The 22,414-nt window shown below is 55.4% G+C and carries 12 protein-coding genes; 6 read left to right on the top strand and 6 right to left on the bottom strand.

The genetic code is table 11. The annotated features are described in order from the left end of the window. Positions 1-51: 51 nt before the first annotated feature. A complete protein-coding gene (locus tag OHL19_RS02790) occupies positions 52-6,021 on the bottom strand; it encodes a beta strand repeat-containing protein (protein WP_263356063.1) in 5,970 nt (1,989 codons plus the stop codon). Between the two features lie 958 nt (positions 6,022-6,979). On the opposite strand from OHL19_RS02790, the gene OHL19_RS02785 reads away from it, so the two are divergent. Next, the gene (locus OHL19_RS02785; protein WP_263356062.1) at positions 6,980-7,213 is read left to right on the top strand and encodes a toxin-antitoxin system HicB family antitoxin; all 234 of its coding nucleotides are present in this window, start codon (positions 6,980-6,982) and stop codon (positions 7,211-7,213) included. 326 nt (positions 7,214-7,539) lie between these two features. On the opposite strand, the gene OHL19_RS02780 is transcribed toward OHL19_RS02785, so the two are convergent. Further along, positions 7,540-8,943, bottom strand: a complete 1,404-nt coding sequence (locus tag OHL19_RS02780) for a glycoside hydrolase family 30 protein (RefSeq protein WP_263356061.1) — start codon at positions 8,941-8,943, stop codon at positions 7,540-7,542. 323 nt (positions 8,944-9,266) lie between these two features. Then, the gene (locus OHL19_RS02775) at positions 9,267-9,395 is read right to left on the bottom strand and encodes a hypothetical protein (protein WP_263356060.1); all 129 of its coding nucleotides are present in this window, start codon (positions 9,393-9,395) and stop codon (positions 9,267-9,269) included. A 398-nt stretch (positions 9,396-9,793) separates the two neighbouring features. On the opposite strand from OHL19_RS02775, the gene OHL19_RS02770 reads away from it, so the two are divergent. The 4 genes from OHL19_RS02770 to OHL19_RS02755 all read left to right on the top strand — a co-directional run bounded on the left by OHL19_RS02770 (position 9,794) and on the right by OHL19_RS02755 (position 13,847). Continuing rightward, a complete protein-coding gene (locus tag OHL19_RS02770; RefSeq protein ID WP_263356059.1) occupies positions 9,794-10,666 on the top strand; it encodes a glycosyl hydrolase family 18 protein in 873 nt (290 codons plus the stop codon). Positions 10,667-10,720: 54 nt separating this feature from the next. Next, positions 10,721-11,476 (top strand): carbohydrate-binding family 9-like protein, encoded by a 756-nt coding sequence (locus tag OHL19_RS02765; RefSeq protein WP_263356058.1) that lies wholly within the window; start codon positions 10,721-10,723, stop codon positions 11,474-11,476. Positions 11,477-11,546: 70 nt separating this feature from the next. Further along, positions 11,547-12,482 carry a sugar phosphate isomerase/epimerase family protein gene (locus OHL19_RS02760; RefSeq protein WP_263356057.1) on the top strand — a complete coding sequence of 312 codons (936 nt, stop codon included), beginning with the start codon at positions 11,547-11,549 and terminating at the stop codon, positions 12,480-12,482. 93 nt (positions 12,483-12,575) lie between these two features. Then, a complete protein-coding gene (locus OHL19_RS02755; protein WP_263356056.1) occupies positions 12,576-13,847 on the top strand; it encodes a Gfo/Idh/MocA family protein in 1,272 nt (423 codons plus the stop codon). 54 nt (positions 13,848-13,901) lie between these two features. Here the strand turns inward: OHL19_RS02755 and OHL19_RS02750 are convergent, their stop codons facing one another. Continuing rightward, positions 13,902-14,189: a Dabb family protein gene (locus OHL19_RS02750; protein ID WP_263356055.1), complete on the bottom strand. Its 288-nt coding sequence runs from the start codon at positions 14,187-14,189 to the stop codon at positions 13,902-13,904. Between the two features lie 128 nt (positions 14,190-14,317). Next, positions 14,318-16,051 (bottom strand): amidase, encoded by a 1,734-nt coding sequence (locus tag OHL19_RS02745; RefSeq protein ID WP_263356054.1) that lies wholly within the window; start codon positions 16,049-16,051, stop codon positions 14,318-14,320. Positions 16,052-16,201: 150 nt separating this feature from the next. Between OHL19_RS02745 and OHL19_RS02740 the strand changes: the two genes are divergently transcribed. After that, positions 16,202-18,220: a 30S ribosomal protein S1 gene (locus OHL19_RS02740; RefSeq protein WP_263356053.1), complete on the top strand. Its 2,019-nt coding sequence runs from the start codon at positions 16,202-16,204 to the stop codon at positions 18,218-18,220. Between the two features lie 112 nt (positions 18,221-18,332). Here OHL19_RS02740 and OHL19_RS02735 read toward each other — a convergent pair whose 3' ends face one another. Then, positions 18,333-22,271, bottom strand: coding sequence for a choice-of-anchor D domain-containing protein (locus tag OHL19_RS02735; RefSeq protein ID WP_263356052.1), 3,939 nt, complete (start codon positions 22,269-22,271; stop codon positions 18,333-18,335). Positions 22,272-22,414: the final 143 nt, after the last annotated feature.

Here is a 22,414-nt window from a genome sequence, read left to right as displayed (position 1 = left end):
CATTCTCCTATGGGCCAAGATGGTCCCGTGTTGGAACAGCAGTTACGTTGCTCAATACGCGAGGGATATTCCGGGCGAAGTCGTAAGCGGATTCGTATCGATAAACACGAACCTGTTTGGCGAAATCGCGTAAATAATGGTTGTTCCATCGCTGAGGGCGTAACGGCCTGCATCTGCCGCTGTCGTCGTCGAGTCGGGCGTCGGGTCAGAGAGACTGTAGGTCTCGGGTGTAGACGTTGTGATTTGAAGCACATTGATCGTGCCGACGCCAATGTTCTCCGCGTATGTAGAGTTGATGTTTCCCGCACCATCCGCAGTCAGATAGCCAGTGGAGTTGATACTTGCCAGAGAGCTTGCAGGGATGCTGCCCTCAACATAGTTTCCACTGACGGACGACAGGGTGAAGGGCCCGCCGGTCTGCGCTTCGAATTGGCCAAGCCCCGCGTAACCCGTTTCGAGAAAGTATCCCTGGTTAGGCGATACGAGGTAGAAGACGCGTGGTGGCGGTGCGCCGGTCGGTAGACCGAGCAAGCCAAGCAGCGCCGAAATCAGACTTGGCGGGGTTGGGTACTGCAGCTCTCCACGACCAATGCTACTTACTCCATTGCATGTTGTTTCGCCTGTTGTTGAAGTTGTTCCCAACAGGGCCTCCAACAGCAGATCCTTATTTCCGATGCCGGTCAGGCTATTGACCAGCGCTGTCAGGCCGCCGCTGTCCACGTTGGTTGTATCGCAGTTACCGGCGCCATCTCCTACAGCGCGGAAAACGGTAGCCGACGAGAAGTTCAGCACACTCTGCAGTACCTGTCCGACCAGGCCGGGGTCTGTCTGGGCATTCTCATACCCGACAAACGGGCCGTCCATCGAAGCATTACTGAACGTGCTCTGCGTTTGCTGCTGAGCAGTACCGGCCAGTAGGGAATAGGCGGAGTGCTTGTCGGTAGACATCACAAATGCTTCGTTGGCATTGACCATGTAGACTGCGTAGTCCGCTGGATACAGGCCGTCGTTGATACCGCCATTTATCAGCGTCATCTGTACACGACCGTTTGTGTCGGCCGGTTCATACGTTCCGTTCAGTTGTGCGCTGCTGAAGTTTGCACTGGCGATATTCGCATCGGCCATGCCCGAGGTAATGTTGCCAGTGTCCGCGGTGAACTGACCCACCGTGGCCACGGGGCCTGTAGCGATACCCACCGTGCATGAAATCAGGCAGGGGGTGTCACCTGATAGACCGAAAGCGTAGTTTCCAACGAGTCCGTTCGGAAAGGCCGAAGGCACTTGTGCAAGCAGCGACCCGGAGCCACGTGTGCCGACAAGCTGATTATCGTCATATTCAATCAGGCTGCCCTCTGGAGACGCCGTTGCGGGTGCGACTGGAGCCTTCAACGAGATGGCATACGTGATGGTCTGATCGACTGTGCCATCAGGCTTCAGAGTAGTAATCGTCACGAGCCCACGGTTATCGTTGTTCGCGTCGATCTCATAGGTACCCAGGAAAGGTTCGGAGCTTATCGTGGTTCCAGCCGGCGTGGATGATTGATGATTCTGGTCGATCTCGCCTGCGCTTATTCCGCCCATGCCATCGGCTGTAAAGCTTCCGACAGACGCGGTCTGATAAGCCAGCACTCCCGCCACCACATCGTCGTATCCCTGGAACAGATAGGCGTATGGTCCTTTCAACTCCCCGTTATTTGGGCTCGAAGGATAACTTACCAGGAGAATCAGTGGCACGGTCACAGTCTGCTGAGGTAAAGAGTTGTCCGTTACCGTTACGCTGAAGCTGTAGGCTCCCACCTGGGTCGGAGTACCGCTGAGCAGTCCGGTAGAAGTGAGTGTGATACCGGGAGGCAGAGCGCCCATCGGCTGGGTGTAGCTGTACTGCGGTGTGCCACCAGTGGCCTGGAACTGGTAAGTGTAAGGCGTGTTCTGAGTTGCACCTGGCAGTGTTGCTGTCAGGCTTAGTGCCGCTGCCGGTTCGATTGTGATGGTTTCTGATCCGATAAAGGAGATCGCAGGCTTGCTCGAGTCCGTCACCTTTACGGTTACTGTCGATGGCCCGGCCGTGATTGGAGTTCCGCTCACGATGCAACCGGTCAGTGATAGACCCGTCGGAAGTGTGCCACTCGTGATCGAGCAGGAGTAGGGTGATATTCCACCGGAGGCTCCGATCGTCGCGCTGTATACAACCCCAACCGTGCCATTCGGCAGAGTCGAGATGACCAGCACTGGAGCCGGGTTGATGGTGATCGTCTCAGGTCCGGACAACGTATCCGCAGGACTTGCCGAATCCGTCACCTTTACTGTTACCGTCGATGGCCCGGCCGTGGTTGGAGTTCCGCTCACCGTGCAACCGGTCAGTGATAGACCCGCGGGAAGCGTGCCGCTGGTGACTGCGCACATGTAAGGCGAGACGCCGCCGTTCACGCCGATGATTGTGGTGTATGGCACACCGACTGTGCCATTGGGCAGAGTCGAATTCGTTAGAACCAGGGGCGCTGGGTTAATGAGGATCGTTTCTTGACCGCTGGTCTTATCCGCAGGAGCGGCGGAGTCGGAAACATTCACGATGATGGTGCTGGTTCCGGCAATCGTCGGAGTTCCCGTTACCGTGCAGTTATTGAGGATCAGGCCATTTGGTAATGTGCCTGAGGCGATGCTGCAGGAGTAAGGAGAAACTCCGCCGCTCACTCCAATGATCGATGAGTAGGGCACATTCACTGTGCCGTTGGGAAGCGTGCCCGAAGTGAGGATCAGAGGCGCTGGAGCGATGATGATCGTCTCCGGCCCAACCACTGTGTTAGCGGGCGTTGCCGAATCCGTCACCCTCACCGTTACGGCCGATGTGCCAGCCGTGGTCGGAGTGCCGCTCACTACGCAACCGGCGCCCAGCGTCAAGCCTGTTGGCAATGTACCGCTTATGACCGTGCAGGAATATGGCCCGACACCGCCGCTTACTCCTATGAGTGACGAGTAAGCTACACCCACGGTGCCGTTTGGAAGCGTTGCTGCGGTCAGGATCAGAGGCGCTGGAGCGATGATGATCGTCTCCGGCCCAACCACTGTGTTAGCGGGCGTTGCTGAATCTGTCACCCTCACCGTTACGGTCGATGTGCCTGGGGTGGTCGGAATACCGCTCACCACGCATCCCGCCCCCAGCGTCAAGCCTGCGGGCAATGTGCCGCTCGTGATTACGCAGGAGTATGGCGAAACTCCGCCGCTTACCCCTATGAGTGACGAGTAAGCTACACCCACGGTGCCGTTCGGAAGCGTGCTCGAAGTGAGAATCAGAGGCGCTGGAGCGATGATGATCGTCTCCGGTCCAGCAACCGTGTTAGCGGGCGTTGCTGAATCCGTCACCCTCACCGTTACGGTCGATGTGCCAGGAGTGGTCGGAGTACCGCTCACCACGCATCCCGCGCCCAGTGTCAAACCTGCGGGCAATGTACCGCTTGTGACCGTGCAGGAGTATGGCCCGACTCCGCCACTTACTCCAATGAGTGACAAGTAGGGTACATTCACTGTGCCATTCGGAAGAGTGCTCGAAGTGAGAATCAGAGGCGCTGGAGCGATGATGATCGCCTCCGGCCCAACCACTGTGTTAGCGGGCGTTGCCGAATCTGTCACCCTCACCGTTACGTTCGATGTGCCTGGGGTGGTCGGAGTGCCGCTCACCACGCAACCCGCGCCAAGCGTCAAGCCTGCGGGTAATGTGCCGCTCGTGATTGCGCATATGTAAGGCCCGACGCCGCCACTCGTGCCGATTGTCGCCGAGTAAGGAACGCTCACTGTGCCGTTCGGAAGCTTGGTTGAAGTGAGTGTCAGAGGTGCTGGAGCGATGATGATCGTCTCCGGCCCAGCAACCGTGTTAGCGGGCGTTGCCGAATCTGTCACCCTTACCGTTACGGCCGATGTACCAGCCGTGGTCGGCGTGCCACTCACTACGCAACCCGCGCCCAGAGTCAAGCCTGCGGGCAGTGTGCCGCTCGTGATTGTGCATATGTAAGGCCCGACGCCGCCACTCGTGCCGATTGTCGCCGAGTAAGGCACGCTCACTGTGCCGTTCGGAAGCGTTGTGGATGTCAAGGTAAGAGGCGCTGGAGCGATGACGATCGTCTCCGCCTTGGTTGTTGCTTTTGCAGGACTGGCGGAGTCCGTCACCTTCACGCTTACATTGGAAGCGCCAGCAGTCGTCGGCGTACCGCTTACCGTGCAACCTGCCAGAGTCAGCCCTGCGGGGAGTGTGCCACTCGAGATCGAGCACGAGTAGGGCGAGGTTCCACCGCTGGCTGTGATCGCAGAACTGTATGGCACCTGGACTGTGCCGTTCGGAAGCGTTGAGATGGTCAGCATGGGAGCAGGAGCGATGATGATGGTCTCTGGTCCTGCCACCGTATCCGCAGGACTTGCCGAGTCTGTCGCCCTCACCGTTACGGTCGATGTGCCGGCTGTCGTTGGAGTGCCGCTCACCGTGCAGCCGCTGAGCGAAAGTCCGGCAGGCAGTGTGCCGCTGGTGATGGCGCACATGTAAGGCGAGACGCCGCCGCTCACTCCGATGAGTGACGTGTAGGGAACACTCACTGTGCCATTGGGCAGCGTGGTTGCCGTCAGTGTTAATGCGGATGGGGAGATGGTGATCGTCTCAGGTCCGGTCGTCGTGTCTACAGGATTCGCTGAATCAGTCGTCTTCACTGTTACCGTCGATGTGCCGGCTGTCGTTGGAGTACCGCTTACTGTGCAACCGCTAAGCGAAAGTCCGGCAGGCAGTGTGCCGCTGGTGATGGCGCACGAGTAGGGTGAGACGCCGCCGCTTACTCCAATGAGTGACGTGTAGGGTACATTCACTGTGCCGTTGGGCAGCGTAGTTGCCGTCAGCGTTAGCGCGGATGGGGAGATGACGATCGTTTCAGGTCCGGTCGTCGTGTCTACAGGATTCGCCGTGTCCGTTGCCTTGACTGTTACGGTCGATGTCCCAGCCGTTGTTGGAGTACCGCTTACCGTGCAACCGGTCAGCTTCAAGCCCGTTGGCAGTGTGCCGCTGGTGATGGCGCACGAGTAGGGTGATACGCCGCCGCTTACTCCAATGAGTGACGTGTAGGGCACATTCACCGTGCCGTTGGGCAGCGTGGTTGCCGTCAGTATTAATGCGGATGGAGAGATGGTGATCGTTTCAGGTCCTGACGTCGTGTCCACAGGATTTGCAGTGTCTGTCACCTTCACGATTACCGTTGAAGAACCGGGCCCTGTCGGTATGCCACTCACTGTGCAACCGTTCAGCGTCAAACCCGTTGGCAGCGTGCCGCCGGTGATTGCGCACATGTAGGGCGGTACTCCGCCGGTGGCTATGATCGTCCCGGTATAGGGCACGTTCACCGTGCCATTCGGAAGGTTGGTCGTTGTCAGGGTCAGGTTTGTCGGGGAGATGGTGATCGTCTCAGGAACTTTGACCGTGTATGGAACGGTGCTGGAGTCAGTCAGCTTTGCGGTAAATGTGTATGTGCCCAGCGTTGTCGGCGTGCCGGAAATCACACCCGTCGAAGCATCGAATGCAAGGCCTGGAGGCAAAGCTCCGTTCGATAAGCTCAGCGTCAGAGGGCCCGTTCCACCTGCCGTTACCAGCGTCGCCGTATATGCCGAGCCGATCACTCCGCCGGAGGGAGTTCCACTGATCGTCGGATCGGGATTCACGGTTACGCTTACTGACTGCTGGCTCTTCGTGCCATTCACAGCGGCCAGGAGCGTGAGTTTCATCTGCGCAGTAACGCCCGTGGGAGCCGTATAGGTCGTTGCCGCGCCTGTTGTCGTAGAAAGCGTACCGCACGTGCTCCCCGAACAGCTCGCTCCTGAAAGCGACCATGCGACGGGAAGAGGTTCCGAAATATTTGCCGTCACCTCGTAGGATTGCCCAGCGTCGAGAACGACTGACGATGCTGACACTCCCGTGATTCCGCCTCCTGCATAACCGCCGCCACCGCAACCGGCAAGCACAACGCAGAGAGCCATAACAAAGAGAGAAGCCACTATTCCTGCGCGACCGCTTTTGCGAGATGCAGGAGACTGCACTCGGCGCACATTTTTGCTTGCCCTGTCTTTGTTTGCTCTATCCAGACTGTTGTGACTGAGAAGGTGAGATAGCGACGTCATAAACATTCATGGCTCCTTGGAAATCAGGCAAATTCTTGTTTTTTGCAGATCCGATGCAGCAATCAAGTGTCATGGCATGACGGTCTGTCGTAGTTAGTGGAGGCCGGGATTTCGCAGACCGATCAGAAGCAATGTTTCAACAAAAAAGGATCAGACAGTGACTCAGAAGTAACTCCGCAAAGTAACCTGTACGGCTTACCCATAGTAGGGTGGATCTATCTGTTTTGTTAGTAGGTGCAGATAGAAAATGTCTCAGATTGATATCACTAGTGATGTCACGTTACCTTTTCTCTACCTTTCAACGAAAAAGCGGAAAGCTATTTCGCTCGTCTGTGGATAGCGGAAGGAAATTTCAACCTGGATTCAAGTCCGGATGTTTTGCACGACCAGGGCCAGTGGGCTTTGTAGACTATTAAAACCCTCTAATCTATTGATTTATAGATACATACGTGCCGGTGCTGAATTTGCGCATCGATTAGCCATTTGTCGTTTTCAACACCGCGGCGCGAATCGGTAGAGCATCTCTTGGGTGAATGACGATAAGAAGTGTAGCTATCCAGTCGAGCTAAATGGCTTTAGGTTACTAATGGGACTAGTTCAAAAATAAAGTATTACCGAAAACGAAAATGCCCTTGCATATGCACTGCGCATCTGAGTTATATTTGAGCCTATCTTCAAAGAGGTAGCCGGAAAAAGATGAAGAGCACAGTTACCATAGTAATTTGCTCAGAGATGCGTATGGAATCGGCTAATTCGCGGATTTACTTCGTGGACAGCCGAGTTACACGGACTGACTACACGCAACAAAGCAGGCGAACGTTTGAGGGAATGGTGTATGCCTGAGGAATATCAAAGACGCCAGTGCTTTCCACTACGTCTATCTCCTTCCATGCGGCACGAAGCCAACGATCTCGCGCACCAGGAAGGTATCTCCCTGAATCACTTCATCAGCCTCGCCATAGCGGAGAAGATCAGCCGCATGGAACATAGCGCATGGTTAAAAGAACAAAAGGGGATAAAGCAGGAAAAGACTTCGCTTTTTCGCGTCGGATCTGACAAGCGCGTCTAAAGGACGCATTGGCGTGAGCGGAAAGAGCGGATGAGCATGACCGGGTGATTCGGTAGCACGATTGTTATCGTAGCTCCGATCTACTTAGTCATGCTCCTTTTCGTGTTCAGGACAGATACACTTTGCGATTGCCTAGATGCACCGCAAAATAGCTTCAGCGCCAGGCTGCGATTGCAACCTGGCGCTGAAGATAGGCGTTGATGTGAATGCCGTAACAGAGAGCTGATTGGTCAAGATATCAGGCTGCTAATCGTGTGTTTCATAAGTGAATCTTCCTGATCTCCAATCACGAGATCATTCAATCGCGAGATCATTCAAGATACGGCTCACCAAAGGTACGTAGCAACACTGCCAGCGGCCAGTTTTGCCGTGATGCTCTGCTGGTGCCACGCGATCACAAAAGTTCGATCGACTTTGCTGTTGTTCGTCACCAAGAGGGCAATTTGTCCGTTAGGTGTGCGGAAGGCCACGTTTCCCAGATCGTCGCCGCCGGTGCTCGCCACGCGCACAGAGGCTGGGGGCACAAACTTCGAGACCTGAGCGATAGCGTAGAAAGCGATGTTTCTCTGCACCTGATCTCCATCCAGAGTTATAGCGCCCTGGCAAACGGGGCAGCCACCGTTGGATGTATGCGGCCCGAACGTCGTATCCGCAGCCAGGTTCCAGAGCAGAACGGTGCGGCTCCAGTTACGTGTTGCTGCAATTACGATTCGCTCTACAGGATTGGCGACAGGCAGCGTTGGTCCTTTGCGATTTTCAATTACCATCTGTTCGGTGAAGTAGATGTCCTTGTCGGGATGCGCGTCATGCACTTCCGACAGCGCTGAAATCTCTCCTTCATATAGATGAAAGGCGCTGCCAGCAACATAAGGACCTGCCTGCGGATCATTGAGAACGGTCAGCGGATACTCGGGATGATTGCAGTTATGGTCCCATGCCAAAATCTTGGTATTCAGATGCGAGCCATGTAACGCGGGGCCCAATGCTTCGCGAATAAAGGTGGCTTCATCCTTCGATTCCATCACCATGCTGGGCGTGTTTTTGGGGTTCAGCGGCTCGTTCTGAATCGTCAGCTCGGCAATTGTGATTCCATGCCGCTGCATGCCCTTGATATAGCGCACAAAATACTTTGCATACGCGGGGTAAAACTCCGGCAGGAGGCTGCCACCTTTGGAATTGTCGTTGTCTTTCATCCAGGAGGGAGCGGACCACGGCGAGGCAAGTATCTTGAGTTTCGGATTCACCTGGAGAATTTCCTGCATCACGGGGATAACATCCGCTTCATCTTCGCGCAGGCTGAAGTGCTTCAATTTGCTGTCCTTCTCACCGGACGGCATGTCGTCGTAAGTGTAAACATGATCGTTCATATCGGAGGAGCCAATGGTCAATCGAAGATAGCTCACCCCGATGCCGTCTCCGGAGTTGCCGAAGAGCTCTACCAGTAACTTGTGCCGGGCTGTGGGGCTCATGCGATGAATCAGTTGTGCGCTGCCGCCTGTAAGTGCAAATCCGAAACCTTCGATTGTCTGCATGGATACCGCATCATCGACAGTGACCACGGGAAGATTGGCAGCGGCGGTGCTCTGCCATTGCTGTGCATCTGGCTGGCGCTCCAGCAGCGCACTCCGATCCTCTGTCGTCAAATACGCAGAGACGGGCCGGCTTGCCTGTCCGTTGGCAAGAACACTTGTGATGACCATACTGAGGAGCACTGCGCATTTTCGTTTCAATTGATAATCTCCGTTGTTGGAAGGAATATGGATCGCTGCCGTCGTATATGGGTATAACCGTCAGCGTTTTGTATGCGATTTACTTGCCATGAATCTAACAGGTACAGGCCGTCGGGTGCGAACGCAGCGAAAACCTGTGTTTGAACTGGACAAGCATGGGTGTTTTTGCGTCTGAGCTGCCACACGATAGCGATCATTGCAATGACAATCACCGCAATAATAATCATCGCCGTCAGAGGCGCGTTGGCGAGGCAGACGCTTGCGTATTACCATTCTGCCGTGCCAGAGTCCGGAGTGGCGATGAGGCTTGCCGGGGCGGAACTTCAGGAATCGACCCGCTCCAACTCCCACTCACTTGCGTGGTCGCGGTCGATCCAGTCTTCCCGGTTCTCTCGCTCTTCCTGCTCTCGACGCTTCTCCCGTTCTTCTCTTTCTTCGCGACCGTCGCTCATTGCTCTCTCCAACTATGCTCTCTCCATTTTTATTGTATGAGATTGACTGTGGCTTCTTCTTCGCGGTCTAAGTTTGCCTGCCGCTTAGGGCATTTGTAGTGGTACATGGCCCGGGCGGGTTGTACTCTGATTTACAGGGAATTATCCGGAGCAGGCTATAGCAATTTGCGGGACGACACCCGGACTTTCCACTTCGCAGGCAGATACATTCTCAGACGCATTTCCGGACGCATTCTACGACCCACAGGAGAAGATAAGTGATGCATAACGGTTCTTGTATCAATGATTGGGCGCGCCGTTTGTCCTGGCGGCCTTTGTTCGCTGCTGCCATGGCATTTTGTGTTGTTCTGACTTCCAGTGGAACTGGATATGCAGCTCCTGCGACTGGATCAGGCCCAATGCTTGTTGGATATCTTCCCTGCTATGAGGGCGGAAACTTTGCGAGTTATTCCAGCAAGTTGGATTTCACAAAGATGACGCACCTGAACCTGGCGTTTGGAAATCCGCCGAAGTGCGATGGGGTTTGCACTGCGAAGAGCAACATGGATTTTGGGATTAAAGGTGAGTCCGATGCGGACGTAGATTCGTTTGTTACAGCCGCACATGCTGCGGGTGTAAAGGTGCTGATCTCGATTGGCGGCGGTGGCGGAGATCAACTGATATTGCAGTTCTACAACGCTGGTCTGTCGGATGCCCTGGTTGCGTCGCTCGACAAATATGTGATTGCGCATAAGCTGGATGGCGTAGATGTGGACATTGAGGATCCGAGCAACATGGGTGCTCCGTTTGGCGTGTTTGTAAAAACGGTAGTCGATAAATTTCGCCCACGAGGACTGCTCATTACTGCGGCGGTCGCGAAGTACATGCAGGATTCGATGCCGGACTCAGCCCTGCATCAGTTCGACTTCATCAACGTAATGAACTACGCCTCGTACGCGGGTGCGCTTACGCAGATGGAGTTCTATTCGATTAACAAGAAGGTGCCGAAGAACGAGATTGTGCTCGGCGTTCCTTTTTTTGGATCGAACACCAGCGACACCAAGGAAGAAGACTACGCGACGATTCTGGCTGCGTATCCGAATGCCTGGAAAGTGGACATGGTTGGAGGCGGGCTGATGGATGATGGCCAGGCTTTCAACTATGTCGGCGAAGATACGATGGCTAAGGAAACTCTACTCGGGAAGCAGTATGGCGGCATCATGATCTGGCAACTGCTGAGCGATGCGCCCGCACCACATTCGCTGCTGAAGGTAATTCAGAAAAACTTCTAAGTTTCAATGTTTGATTTTCAAATCGATTCGTATTGATAGTGTCAGAGGTGAGTTATGTTTCGTTTTATCAGGATTGTGCAACTGGTTATATTTGCGGCTCTTACATTTACCGTCCTGCAGGCCCAGGAGACGCCAAAGAGTTATGAATGTTATCGCGCATCTGCCCCGTTGCACATTGACGGAAAGTTGGATGATCGCGCATGGCGTGCAGCAGCGTGGACAAATGATTTCGTCGACATTGAAGGGTCTGCGAAACCTCAGCCTCGATTCAAGACACGCACCAAAATGTTATGGGATGATACGTATCTTTATATCGCGACTGAGATGGAAGAGCCGGATGTTAAAGGTACGCTGACGAAGCACGATTCCATCATCTATCAAGACAATGATTTCGAACTGTTTCTCAAGCCTCTGGCAGGAGCTGCGGGGTACTTTGAGTTTGAAATCAATGCACTCAATACAAGCTGGGATCTCTACCTGAACAAGCCATATCGCGAGGGCGGTAAGCCGGATAACTCCTGGGATATTCCTGGCCTGAAGACAGCGGTTGCGGTGAATGGAACACTCAATAAATCAAGTGATAAAGACCACGGATGGACGGTGGAGATTGCGATTCCGTGGAGTGCTTTTGCATCGCGACTGCCGGTGACCAAACCGCAGGTGGGTGATGAGTGGCGCGCAAATTTCAGCCGTGTCGAATGGAAGGCTGGCCAGCCGAAGGAAGATAACTGGGTGTGGTCGCCGCAGGGCGTTGTCAACATGCATATTCCAGATCGCTGGGGCTATCTGCACTTTCGCGAAAAGCCTTAACGTTCGGCATGGGACTAGTCATAAACACCCCTATTGATGCTCTAATAGTGCAATCACATAAGGGGTGTTTATGGACCGGAGAATGTTTCTTGGCATGGGAGCGGCTGCTTTGGCTGCAGACGGACTGCAATCCGTAAGCGGCTTTGCCGCCACTCCTGCCACTCGTTTAAAGCCTATGGAGCTTGGCCTGCTGATCGCTCCTTTCAGTGATCCAGAACAACACTTTCGCGTGTTGCGCGATCTTGGATTTTCCAACTGCTTTTTATCTTTAGATGGTTATATTGGAAAGTTCACGCCGGATGTTGTGACGCAATATCGCGAGCTGCTGGCGAAGTATAACGTCACGGTTACGACCGTCGAAGTGGTTGGACCAGGGCCTCTGGAATGGAACTTCAATCGCGGACCTTCGACAATTGGTGTGATCCCCTTGAAGACTCGGACTGCGCGTATTGACGCTCTACGCCAGGTATCGGATTTTGCCAAAGAGTTAAGCGTAGAACAGGTGCAGACGCACTGCGGATTCATGCCTGAAGACCCCGCCGATCCTCTCTATCCAGGAGCCGTTGAGGCCATTCGCACGGTAGCGGAGCATTGCCATGGAAATGGGCAGTACTTCCTGATGGAGACGGGGCAGGAGACGCCGACGACAATGTCGCGGATGATTCGCGATGTGGCTATGCCAAATCTGGCGGTAGGGCTGGATACTGCGAATTTGATCCTGTACGGGAAAGCGAATCCTGTGGACGCGGTGGATATTCTGGGACCGCATATTCGCAGCATCCATGCCAAGGATGGCAAGTGGCCGACCGATCCCAGCAATCTCGGGGAAGAAGTATTGATCGGCAAGGGGCTGGTTAACTTCCGCGAGGTATTCACCAGGCTGCATCGCGTGGGATACACAGGATCGGTGACGATTGAACGCGAGACATCCGGGCCGCAACAGATTGAAGATGTGCGGCAGGAGAAGCATTATCTTGAGCGCGTTCTTCACGAAGTGATGGCCTGATCTATTTCAGCCCTCAATACCTTGAATGCGCAACGGCTTGAATACTGAGTGCCACATCGAACGATACGAATTAACTAACAGGAATGAGGGCAAATGGACCGTCGCAAATTTGTTCAGAGTGCGGTTGGCGCTGCTTCAGGATTGCTTTTACTGAAGCCTGAGACTGTTTTTGGATACCAGGCCAACTCCGCCGTACGGCTTGGTTTGCTTGGATGCGGAAACCGCGGGACATCTGTGTCTACGTCGTTTTCCAAGAGCACATCGGCACAGGTAGTTGCTCTCGCGGATTTGTTTCCAGATCAACTTACTGCTGGTCATGGACACTTCAACCAACTCAATGCGAGCCTTGGACGCGCACCGGTTCAAGACAAGCTGTTGTTTCATGGTCCCCATGCCTTCGAACAGCTCGTTGCCTCACCGGATGTAGACCTCATTCAGATTTCAACACCTCCTTTTTTTCATGTGCAACATTTGGAAGCTGCTGTTGCATCGGGCAAGCATGTCTACTGCGAGAAGCCGATGGGCATCGACGTGAAGCAGGCGCGACAGGCGCTTGAGATCGCAAAGCGTGTGAAGCCGACGCAGAGTGTCGATGTGGGATTTCAGTGTCGTAGCGCTCCGCCCATCGCCGCAATTGAAGAACGGATCAAGGCCAATGCTCTGGGCAAAATTGCCTCGGTGACCGGCTACTATAACGCGCCCGCTTCGACGGAAAAGGTGCGGCAGGGAGCTTCAGCGGATGAGCATCGCTTGCGCAACTGGCTGTGGGATCGCGCTATTTCAGGAGATATTCTCGTCGAGCAAAATATCCACATCATCGACTTGTGCAACTGGATTCTGGGTGCTCATCCATTAAAGGCAACGGCTTCCGGTGGACGTAATATCCTGACGCATGCGGGCGATTGCTGGGATAACTACCAGGTCGATTTCACCTATCCGGGAGATGTGCATCTTTCCTTTGCTTCAACGCAGTTTGGGGACTACGGTGGGTTTGAAGCGGGGCTCAAGTTCTTTGGCGCAAATGGCTGGGCGAACGTTCCTTACTCCGGGGCAATGCAGATTCAGGGCGCGCAGCCGTGGCAATGGCAATCATCGAATACGGCATCTGCCAATCCAGGAAAGTTTGCGGCGAATGGCAGCTTCTTGGACAATCTGGAATTTGCAGATCGCGACAAGGAACGCACATTCATTGACAGCATAACTTCAGGCAAATCGCATAATCAGATCGCATCCGGAGTGGAGACAGCGCTGAGCTGCATGCTGGGCCGCATGGCTGGATACCAGAAACGCGAAGTGACATGGGAAGAGCTGCTGGCACACGGCGAGACTTACCAGCTTGGGATGAACATGGCGCAGTTTGGATGAAGACTGGCGGTCCCGCTTGCATGAGACCGCCATGATCCTTTACACCCCGATATATTAGACCTCGATATCCAACTCCACTGCATCAATCAGTGGAACGAGCCAGTCGAGAAGCGCAAGATGGGACGGGTGACGCTGATAGGCATCCAGGCTGGCTTTGTCCTGAAATTTCATGACACCGGCAACGGTGTATCCCTGCGTGTGGGCTGAGGTATTGGGCCCGAAGTGCGTCTCGATCAAGCCAGGGATAGCGCCCTGAAATGCGAGGATATCTGTGGCGGCATTTGCTTTGTCTGTTTCGGTGGCTTTCGCTTTCCATTTAAATCCAAAGATGTGGTAATACATCGTTCGTCTCCTTATAAGACGGGAATAGGGTAGGACGCGTTGAGGACGACATACGGCCGTAGGTACGGCCGGTACTAGCTGTGTCTTTCTAAGCTGTGTTCTTTCTAACATGATGCAGACCGCAGCAGCTATCGTGCGATGGGTAAAAGTCCGCTCTCTACCAATAAGGGTGGATGACGGTGGTGGGTCGCTTGCTCGTATGCGTATGCGTAGCCGAGCAGATCGCCGTCCTTCCATTGCCTGGCGGATATCTCCAGTCCGAATGGCAGGCCGTCGGGATAGAAGCCGCCAACGACAACGACTGCGGGCACTCCAATCATGTTGACCCAGCCGGTATCGCTGTGCGGGCCGCCGCTGATCTCTCCGTTTTGAGGCATGGTTTCATCTGGCGGAGGCATCTGCGTAGCGGGATAGACATATCCGTCGAGGTGCAGGCGATCCAGCGTTGCGTTGTAGATCTCAACAGCTTTGCGGCGAGGGCCGAAGTAGTTGGCCTCAGCGTTGGGGTCAGTCTCGATCTTCCTTTGCGAAATGAGCGCGTCGCCACGACGCCCTGTTCCCGTCCAGCCGCCGATGATAGTTGCTGGCAGGGCTGAGCCGACGGCTTTTTCATACTCGGCGGACGAATGATATTGAGATGGGCCGAAGGTCTTGAGAAAGTTCTCTGTGCCTTCGCGCACGTAGGGCAATGTGCCGACGCGGCTGACAGTTTGTGCGAAGCTATCGGGCAGAATCGCGTCGTCGAAAACGATGGTCGCGCCTGCTGCGCGCAGTCCTTCAATCGCTTTGAGAAAGGCGGTGCGAGTCGATGGCTGCAGCGGCTCGCGCGAACTGGTTTGCTGTGCGGCTGTGGTCTTGTCGGAGACGGCTGCGTGTATGCCTTGAAATGGAATTCCTGCACCCTGCATGATGAACGCCGGCACGCCGAACCGCTTGCCCTTGAGCGCATCCAGCTTCAGATACTGCGTGTAGGGACCGGGTTGCGCCTTGGCTGCGGAGCCAACCGTGCGCTGGTCGAGTGGATCTTCGCCGGCCATTACGCTCAAGGCGATTGCGGCGTCTGTGACATCGCGTGCAATGGGACCGGTATTATCCAGCAGCCAGTCGAGCGGCGCGATGCCTGCAATGCTGATGAGACCGCGCGTGGGTAGAACTCCGATGACCGCGCTGGTGGCTGAGGGCATGCGTATGGAATTGCCCGTATCGGTTCCATTGCCCAGCAACGCGTAGTTTGAGGTGACTGCGGTTACTGTGCCCCCTGACGAACCGCCCGGACTGAAGCGAACATCGTAGGCGTTGCCGGTTCTTCCAAAGGCGGTGCTGCGATTGGTGTCGCTGGCGGCGAAGTCCGGCATGTTCGTTTGCCCGAGAATGATTGCTCCAGCGGCTTTGAGGCGGACGACAATGGTTGCGTCTTTTGGCGCCACCAGTTCGTGGCCGGGAATCTTGTATCCCTCCCAGCCGTCGGTCGTGATCAGGCCGCGAATGCTGGTGTTGGCCTTGGTCACAATTGGCACACCCCACATAGGGCCGCGCTGTGTGTTGCCGGATGCCGCCGCCGCATCTTCCTGCGCAGCGGTAGCCAGTGCTCCTGCCTCATCGAGATTTTGTACCGCCATGTAGATTCCGTTGTATCGCCGAATCCGAGCGAAGTACCACTGAACTACTTGCGTGACGGTGTACTTATGGCTGGCGTAAAGCTGCTCCAGTTGGGGAATCGTCACTTCGAGCAGGTCTTTGTCCATCTCGGCCGATGCCGTGGGAGCCGTCGCGGCAATGCCATTGTCAATTTTATTTACTGCTGCGAATGCAGGGATAGCAAGGCAAAGGATCGCTAGAGGAATCAGGCGGGAATGCGGCATGCATCATCCTCTCATCCACGCACGTTTTTTCTCCACAGGTTTGCCGGGCTGCTCCCCGAACGGCTCATGAGCATCGAAAATGGTATTCTTGACCGGAAACAATTCCTCGGCTACGCCGGGGCGTTTCAATCCAAGAGGCCTCTTCCTTTCATGTCTGATACCAGCACACCAGGGACTGAATCCAGCGTCCCAACCCCTACTGAATCTTCGATTTCCGACCTCTCTACTGAGACCGTTGCGGTCCCCGAAGTGCCTGTTTCCGATGAAAGCGCTCCTGAGACAGTTGCTGCTGAAAACTCAGGGTCCGAAGTGAGCGAAACGAAATCTGCGCCAGAACCTGCTGCGGAAACCAAGCCTGAAGCGCCGGAACCGGTCGTTGCCCCCATCCTTGCCCCCGCCGTTGCGCCAGTTGCCGCGCCCGTTGCCGCGCCTATTACTCCCAAGGAGGCCTCCGCGCCAGCACCTGTTGCTGAACCTGAGGCATCGCTGGAACCGAACGAGCCTGAAGAGTCTTTCGCTGATATCTTCTCTGAGTTCCAGCGCACACATTCGCGCCGCGAAGCCACCGACAGCCGCCAGATTCGCGGAACGGTTGTGTCGATTACGGCTGATTCCGTGCTGATCGATATTGGCTTCAAGTCCGAGGGAATTTTGCCTCTGACGGCTTTCCCAGCCAACCGCGCGGCGGCACAGGTAGGAGATACCTTAATCGTCTCGGTCAAGGGACGCGACTCTGACGGCTACTACGAGCTCAGTCTTTTCAAGACCGCGCAGCCCAAGGACTGGAGCAGTCTGGAGCGGGCTTTCGAGGAGAAGTCAACCATTGTGGGTACGGTGACCGGTGTCATCAAGGGCGGCCTGCATGTGGATGTTGGCGTGCGCGCTTTTTTGCCTGCATCCCGTAGCGGCACACGCGATGCCTCTGAGTTGGAGAAGCTGGTCGGGCAGGAGATTCGCTGCCGCATCACGAAGCTCGACGTCCAGGACGAAGATGTTGTCATTGATCGCCGCATCGTGAGCGAAGAAGAAGCACTGCAAACACAAGCCAAACGCTATGCGGAAGTCGAAGAAGGCGCGGTTGTCGATGGCACCGTCCGCAGCCTTACGGACTACGGCGCTTTTGTGGATCTGGGTGGCGTCGATGGGCTGCTGCATATCAGCGACATTGCGTGGACCAGGGTAGCGAAGTCTTCGGATGTTTTATCTGTCGGACAGCAGATTGAAGTCAAGGTGCTCAAAATCGATGCAGAGAGCCGCCGGATTTCGCTCGGACTGAAGCAGTTGCAGGCGCAGCCCTGGGATGCGGTTCCAGAGAAGTATCATGCTGGCGATCGCGTTCGTGGAGTTGTTACGCGTACGACAGACTTTGGTGCTTTTGTAGAGATCGAGCCCGGTGTCGAGGGCCTTGTTCATCTATCAGAGATGTCGTGGACGAAGCGCATTCTGAAGGCGACCGAAGTGGTCAAAGCCGGCGACGTTGTCGAAGCGGTGATCCTCAACATCGGCGTGACAGAACGGCGTATTTCGCTGGGATTGAAGCAGGCTCTGGGCGATCCGTGGGTAGAGGCGGCAACTCGTCTCATGGCGGGCTCCGTTGTCGAAGGCCCCGTGGCGAGCATCACCAAATTTGGCGCATTCGTACAGGTCGCTGAAGGTGTCGAAGGCCTGGTACATATCAGCGAAATCGTCGCGGACCGGCGATTGAATCATCCCTCTGACGTGCTGCGCGTTGGCGAAATTGTCAAAGCACAGGTGCTGGAAATCGACAAGGAAAAGCGCCAGCTTCGGTTGAGTATCAAACAGCTTATTCCTACCAGCCTGGATGAGTTTGTTGCGGAGCACTCCGTTGGGGATCAGGTCACGGGAAGAGTTGTCTCAATCAATGAAGGCATTGCCCAGGTGGAGTTGGGTGAGGGCATTGTTTGCCTGTGCAAGCTGCCGCCTGAGGCACCAGCCCCTGTGGAAACACCCGCGCCAGCAGCGGGGAAAGTTGATCTGTCGGCGTTCAGCTCCATGTTGAAGACCAAGTGGAAGACTGGCAGCAGTTCGGCTACAACGAAGGATCAGGCAGCGAAATCAGAGTCCGTGAAAGCTGGCCAGGTTCGCAGCTTCCGCATTACACAGCTTGATGCAGCAAGCAAGCGCGTCGATGTTGCGCTGATTCCGTAGACACAACGCATCGGCATTCTTCCGAAGATGCTTCAAAAACAAAAATGCCCGTCGGCCTCCTCGTGAGAGTGGCCGACGGGCTTTCTGTTGGCGCCCACCGTACTAGACTGGCCTACTTGCCCGTTCCAGTCAGCGACACCGCCTGAGGAGATGCGCTTCCGTTATCGGCAACGCTCAATGTTGCCGTGAGAGTGCCTGTTGTTGCTGGCTTGAATGCAACGTAGACCATGCAGCTTGCCCCACCTGCGAGGGTTGGTCCGCATGTATCCAGCAGTTCGTACGAGGTTGCATTTGTTCCGCTCAGCGTAATCGAATTCAGGTTGACAGTGGCTGTTCCTGCATTCTTCAGGGTCACAGTTTGCGCCGCCGAAGTAGTGCCATGTGTGGTTGAGGCAAAGGCCAGGCTCTTGGTGCTGAGCGTGACCGATGGTGCTGCGGTTCCTGTACCGGTTAGCGTTATCTTTTGCGGCGAGCCTGTAGCATTGTCAGTCACGCTCACTGTTGCGGAATAAGCTGCGGCAGCTACTGGTTTAAACGCGATGTAGATGTTGCATGTCGCAGATGCAGCCAGAGATGTGCCGCAGCTACTCAACTCTACAAAGTCTGCAGGATTGGTTCCACCCAACACGATTGAGCTGATCGTAACGGCCGCAGAGCTGGTGTTCTTCAGGATGACGATCTGTGCATCTGTTGTAACTCCGATGATGGTGCTGGGGAACGCGATGGTTGTCGGCGTCAGGGTTACAGATGGAGTTACAGATGCGACGGCTGTTCCTTTTAACGCTACTGTCTGCGGCGAGCCCGTTGCATTGTCTGCCACGGATAAGGATGTGATCAGCGAACCAGCGACTGTCGGCTTGAACTCAACAGACACGGTGCAGCTCGCGCTCGCGGCCAGCGATGTCGTGCAGGTTGTCGCTGCCTTCACGAACGAGGTTGCATTCGTGCCTGTCAGCGTTTCTGAGGTTATCGTCACAGCGGTAGCACTTGTGTTCTTGATGGTGACTACTTGCGCTGCTGTTGCCGTCCCAACATTTGTGGACGCAAATGTCAGAGTAGTTGGTGAAAGCGTGACCGTGAGAGGGACTGCGGTTGCTGTTCCCTTGAGGGCGACTATCTGTGGTGTACCGGTTGCGTTATCCGCTACTGAAAGCGAGGCGGTCAGCGAGCCTGCTACGGTTGGCTTGAATTCTATGGATACGGTGCAGCTTGCGCTCGCTGCCAGCGATGTCGTGCAGGTCGTCGCTGATTTTACGAACGAGGTTGCATTCGTGCCTGTCAGTGTTTCTGAGGTTATCGTGACAGCCGTAGCACTTGTGTTCTTGATGGTGACAACTTGTGCTGCTGTTGCCGTCCCAACCTTTGTGGATGCGAATGTCAGGGTGGTGGGAGACAGCGTAATGGTGAGCGGCGCGGCGGTCGCTGTTCCCTTGATGGCTATCGTCTGCGGTGAGCCGGTGGCATTGTCTGCGACGGAGAGCGACGCGGTTAACGAGCCGGCAACTGTTGGCTTGAATTCAACAGACACGGTGCAGCTTGCGGCTGCTGCAAGCGACGTCGTGCAGGTCGTTGCGGACTTCACAAACGAGGTTGCGTTCGTACCCGTCAGAGTCTCGGATGTCAGCGTTGCTGCTGTTGTTCCGGTGTTCTTAATCGTGACAACCTGCGCTGCGGTAGTTGCACCCACGAGCGTGGAAGCGAAGGTCAGGCTGGTTGGGGAAATTGAAACTGTCGGAGTGGTGGCAGCGGATGTTGGCCATGCATTCACCAGGTTCGCCACGTTGAATGTGCCCAGCCCTGTAGTCAGGTCATAGCCTGATGTCGCGGAATAACCGCTCAGAATGCCTACCTGGTCGCCGGATGTTTTCGTCACGCAGTTTGGATCGCCGGTGATACAGACTGCCGCATTGGAGCCGGAAGTCGTGTCGTAGAAGATGCAGGAGTTTCCTGCCTTGACCGTGTTCGAATTGCACGCTGCGTAATTCTCTTTTGCAGCGAGGCTATAGAAGACTGGATTCGCGAGGCCTTGCGACTTTCCTGTCTTTTGAACTACGAGAGCCATCACTCCGGCCGTCATCGGAGAAGCGGCTGAAGTACCTCCGTTTTCCTGATAGATGATGAAGCCCGGATTGGTGTAGTCGCAGGATGTTTCCGGCGAGGCTGTGGCCTGGCAGATCAGCAGGGCGCTGCCCGGAATGCCTGTGCTTTGCTGGAAACCATAAGCGGCAAACATGGACACATCGGGCAGGTCGCGCTTACCGTCCGCAGGTATGCCGGAGACGCCGGTTTGCCAGCTCGGCTTGGCGTATCCGCCCTTGGCAGCGCAGGTCGCAGGAGTGGTACCGGTTGGTGCTATGCAGGCGCTGGCGCCACCGCTGCCGGAGGCCATCTCGACCAGGCCGGGAGATCCATCAATCGCAGCATTGCACAACGCCTCAGGGCTGCTGTAGCTGGTGTACACATTCAAAAGAAGAGGATTGGAGCAGGTGTCGTTCCAGGACATCTCGGGCATGTAGCCTTTGGCGCTCGCTCCATGCGAATCATTGGTCGCGTTCCAATATGTAGAGGGTGCATTGGTGGCCTCAACAAAGGGCCATTGCAGATCCGTGCCACCGACAGCGGTCACATACGGGGTTGAGGCCATGCCACTGACTTGCAGACCAAAAGTATCCGCGTAGGGAGGCGTTCCATTCTGGCTGGTGCAGACTGCCGATCCGGAATCCCCCGCCGCTACAAATGAGCTGATGCCTGCTGTTGCTGCCTGCTGAAAGGTCTGGTTGAACAGGCTATTGCCGGAGGTGCCGTTCTCCAGTTCGCACTCGCCATAACTCATGGTAAGAATCGGGGCAACTTCGTTGTCGACAATGTATGTAATTGCGGTCACCAGGCCATTGGTGGTTGCGTTGTCCACATCGGCAACGAGCACGACCTCTGCGCCGGGAGCGGTAGCCGAAACCATCTCGGTGTCTTCCGTGTTTTCTCCCTGGCTGTCTGTGATGCCGGGATCGGCACCGCTATGGAGCGTGACGAGTGTGCCAGTCGGCAATCCAAAAGAACTGCGATAGGTGTTGAAGTCTGCGGTCTCGACATCACTGAGAGCCACGATCGCCACCTTTACACCTTTTCCAGTAATCGGTGCGCTCGCGTTCCACAATGGCAGGATGTTGTAGATGGTGGCTACGTCGTACGGGCTTAGTTCTTCGCGCTGGTAGCCGGTACTTGGGTCTACGTAGCCGAATTCCGGTTGGACACCACTCGAAGAACTCCTACCGGCGAGTGAGCTGGTTTCAATGGAATGAGCCCCCGATTCAGGATTCGATTCCAGGCTGCCGCCGGTGAAGAGGCTCGACTTCACCACGGTATATTTTCCCGTCTTGAGGTCGCGCTTCACATAGTCGCCCGGATGCGAATAGTGCCTGGGCATAAAATCGTGCAGCGAAGCGATACCTGTAATCACAGGCGAAAGCGCCTCGGGAATCTGGGGATCGCGATCGTTGGCAATATGCATTTTTCCACCGACGAGATAGTTGCGCATCTCGATGTGGAATGCTTCCTCTACTTGCCCAACGGTGCCGGTGAACTGAATCCAGACACGGCCTTTGCCTACTTCATAAATCTGGAAGCCATGATTCTGGAGCCAGCTCGTGACTGCTGCTACATCCGCATCCGACGGACCGTAGAGCTTGCCGAACTCATCGGCATGCAGCCAGTGATGGAAGTCGGGCGATTTGGGATCATACTGGCGCTCGTTGAATGCGGCCAGCGCCGCTTCCTGCTCCGGACTGCGTTTCAGCACGAGGACGATGCGCTCGAGAAGTTTGCCTGAGTCGACTGGACCTTTATCGAATTCAGGCCGGGCCATTGGATGCGTGTTACCTGACAGCCTGGTCAGCCTGGCATCGTCGACGTGTTCGACTACGCGTGAAGCAACGACAGGGAACTCGGTGAGGGCCGCATTTTCTGAAGCAACGTTCTGGGCAAAGGTGGGAATCCAGGTGCAGACCCCCAACACGAAACCGGCAACAATTCGTGCCGCATGTAGGCTATGCATAGCAGTTTCTTCCTCTCGATGCGGCGGCAAAATCGCGGAAAATCATTGATTTCGATTGATATTCGATTGATTTCGACGTCGGGGCAGATGCGGGGGAGGATCGCCGCCAACCAACCTGACGGCTGACCAGAAACGTTCTTATC

The organism is Acidicapsa ligni, assembly GCF_025685655.1.
Lineage (GTDB): Bacteria > Acidobacteriota > Terriglobia > Terriglobales > Acidobacteriaceae > Acidicapsa > Acidicapsa ligni.
This window is presented reverse-complemented; position numbering and strand designations above follow the sequence as displayed.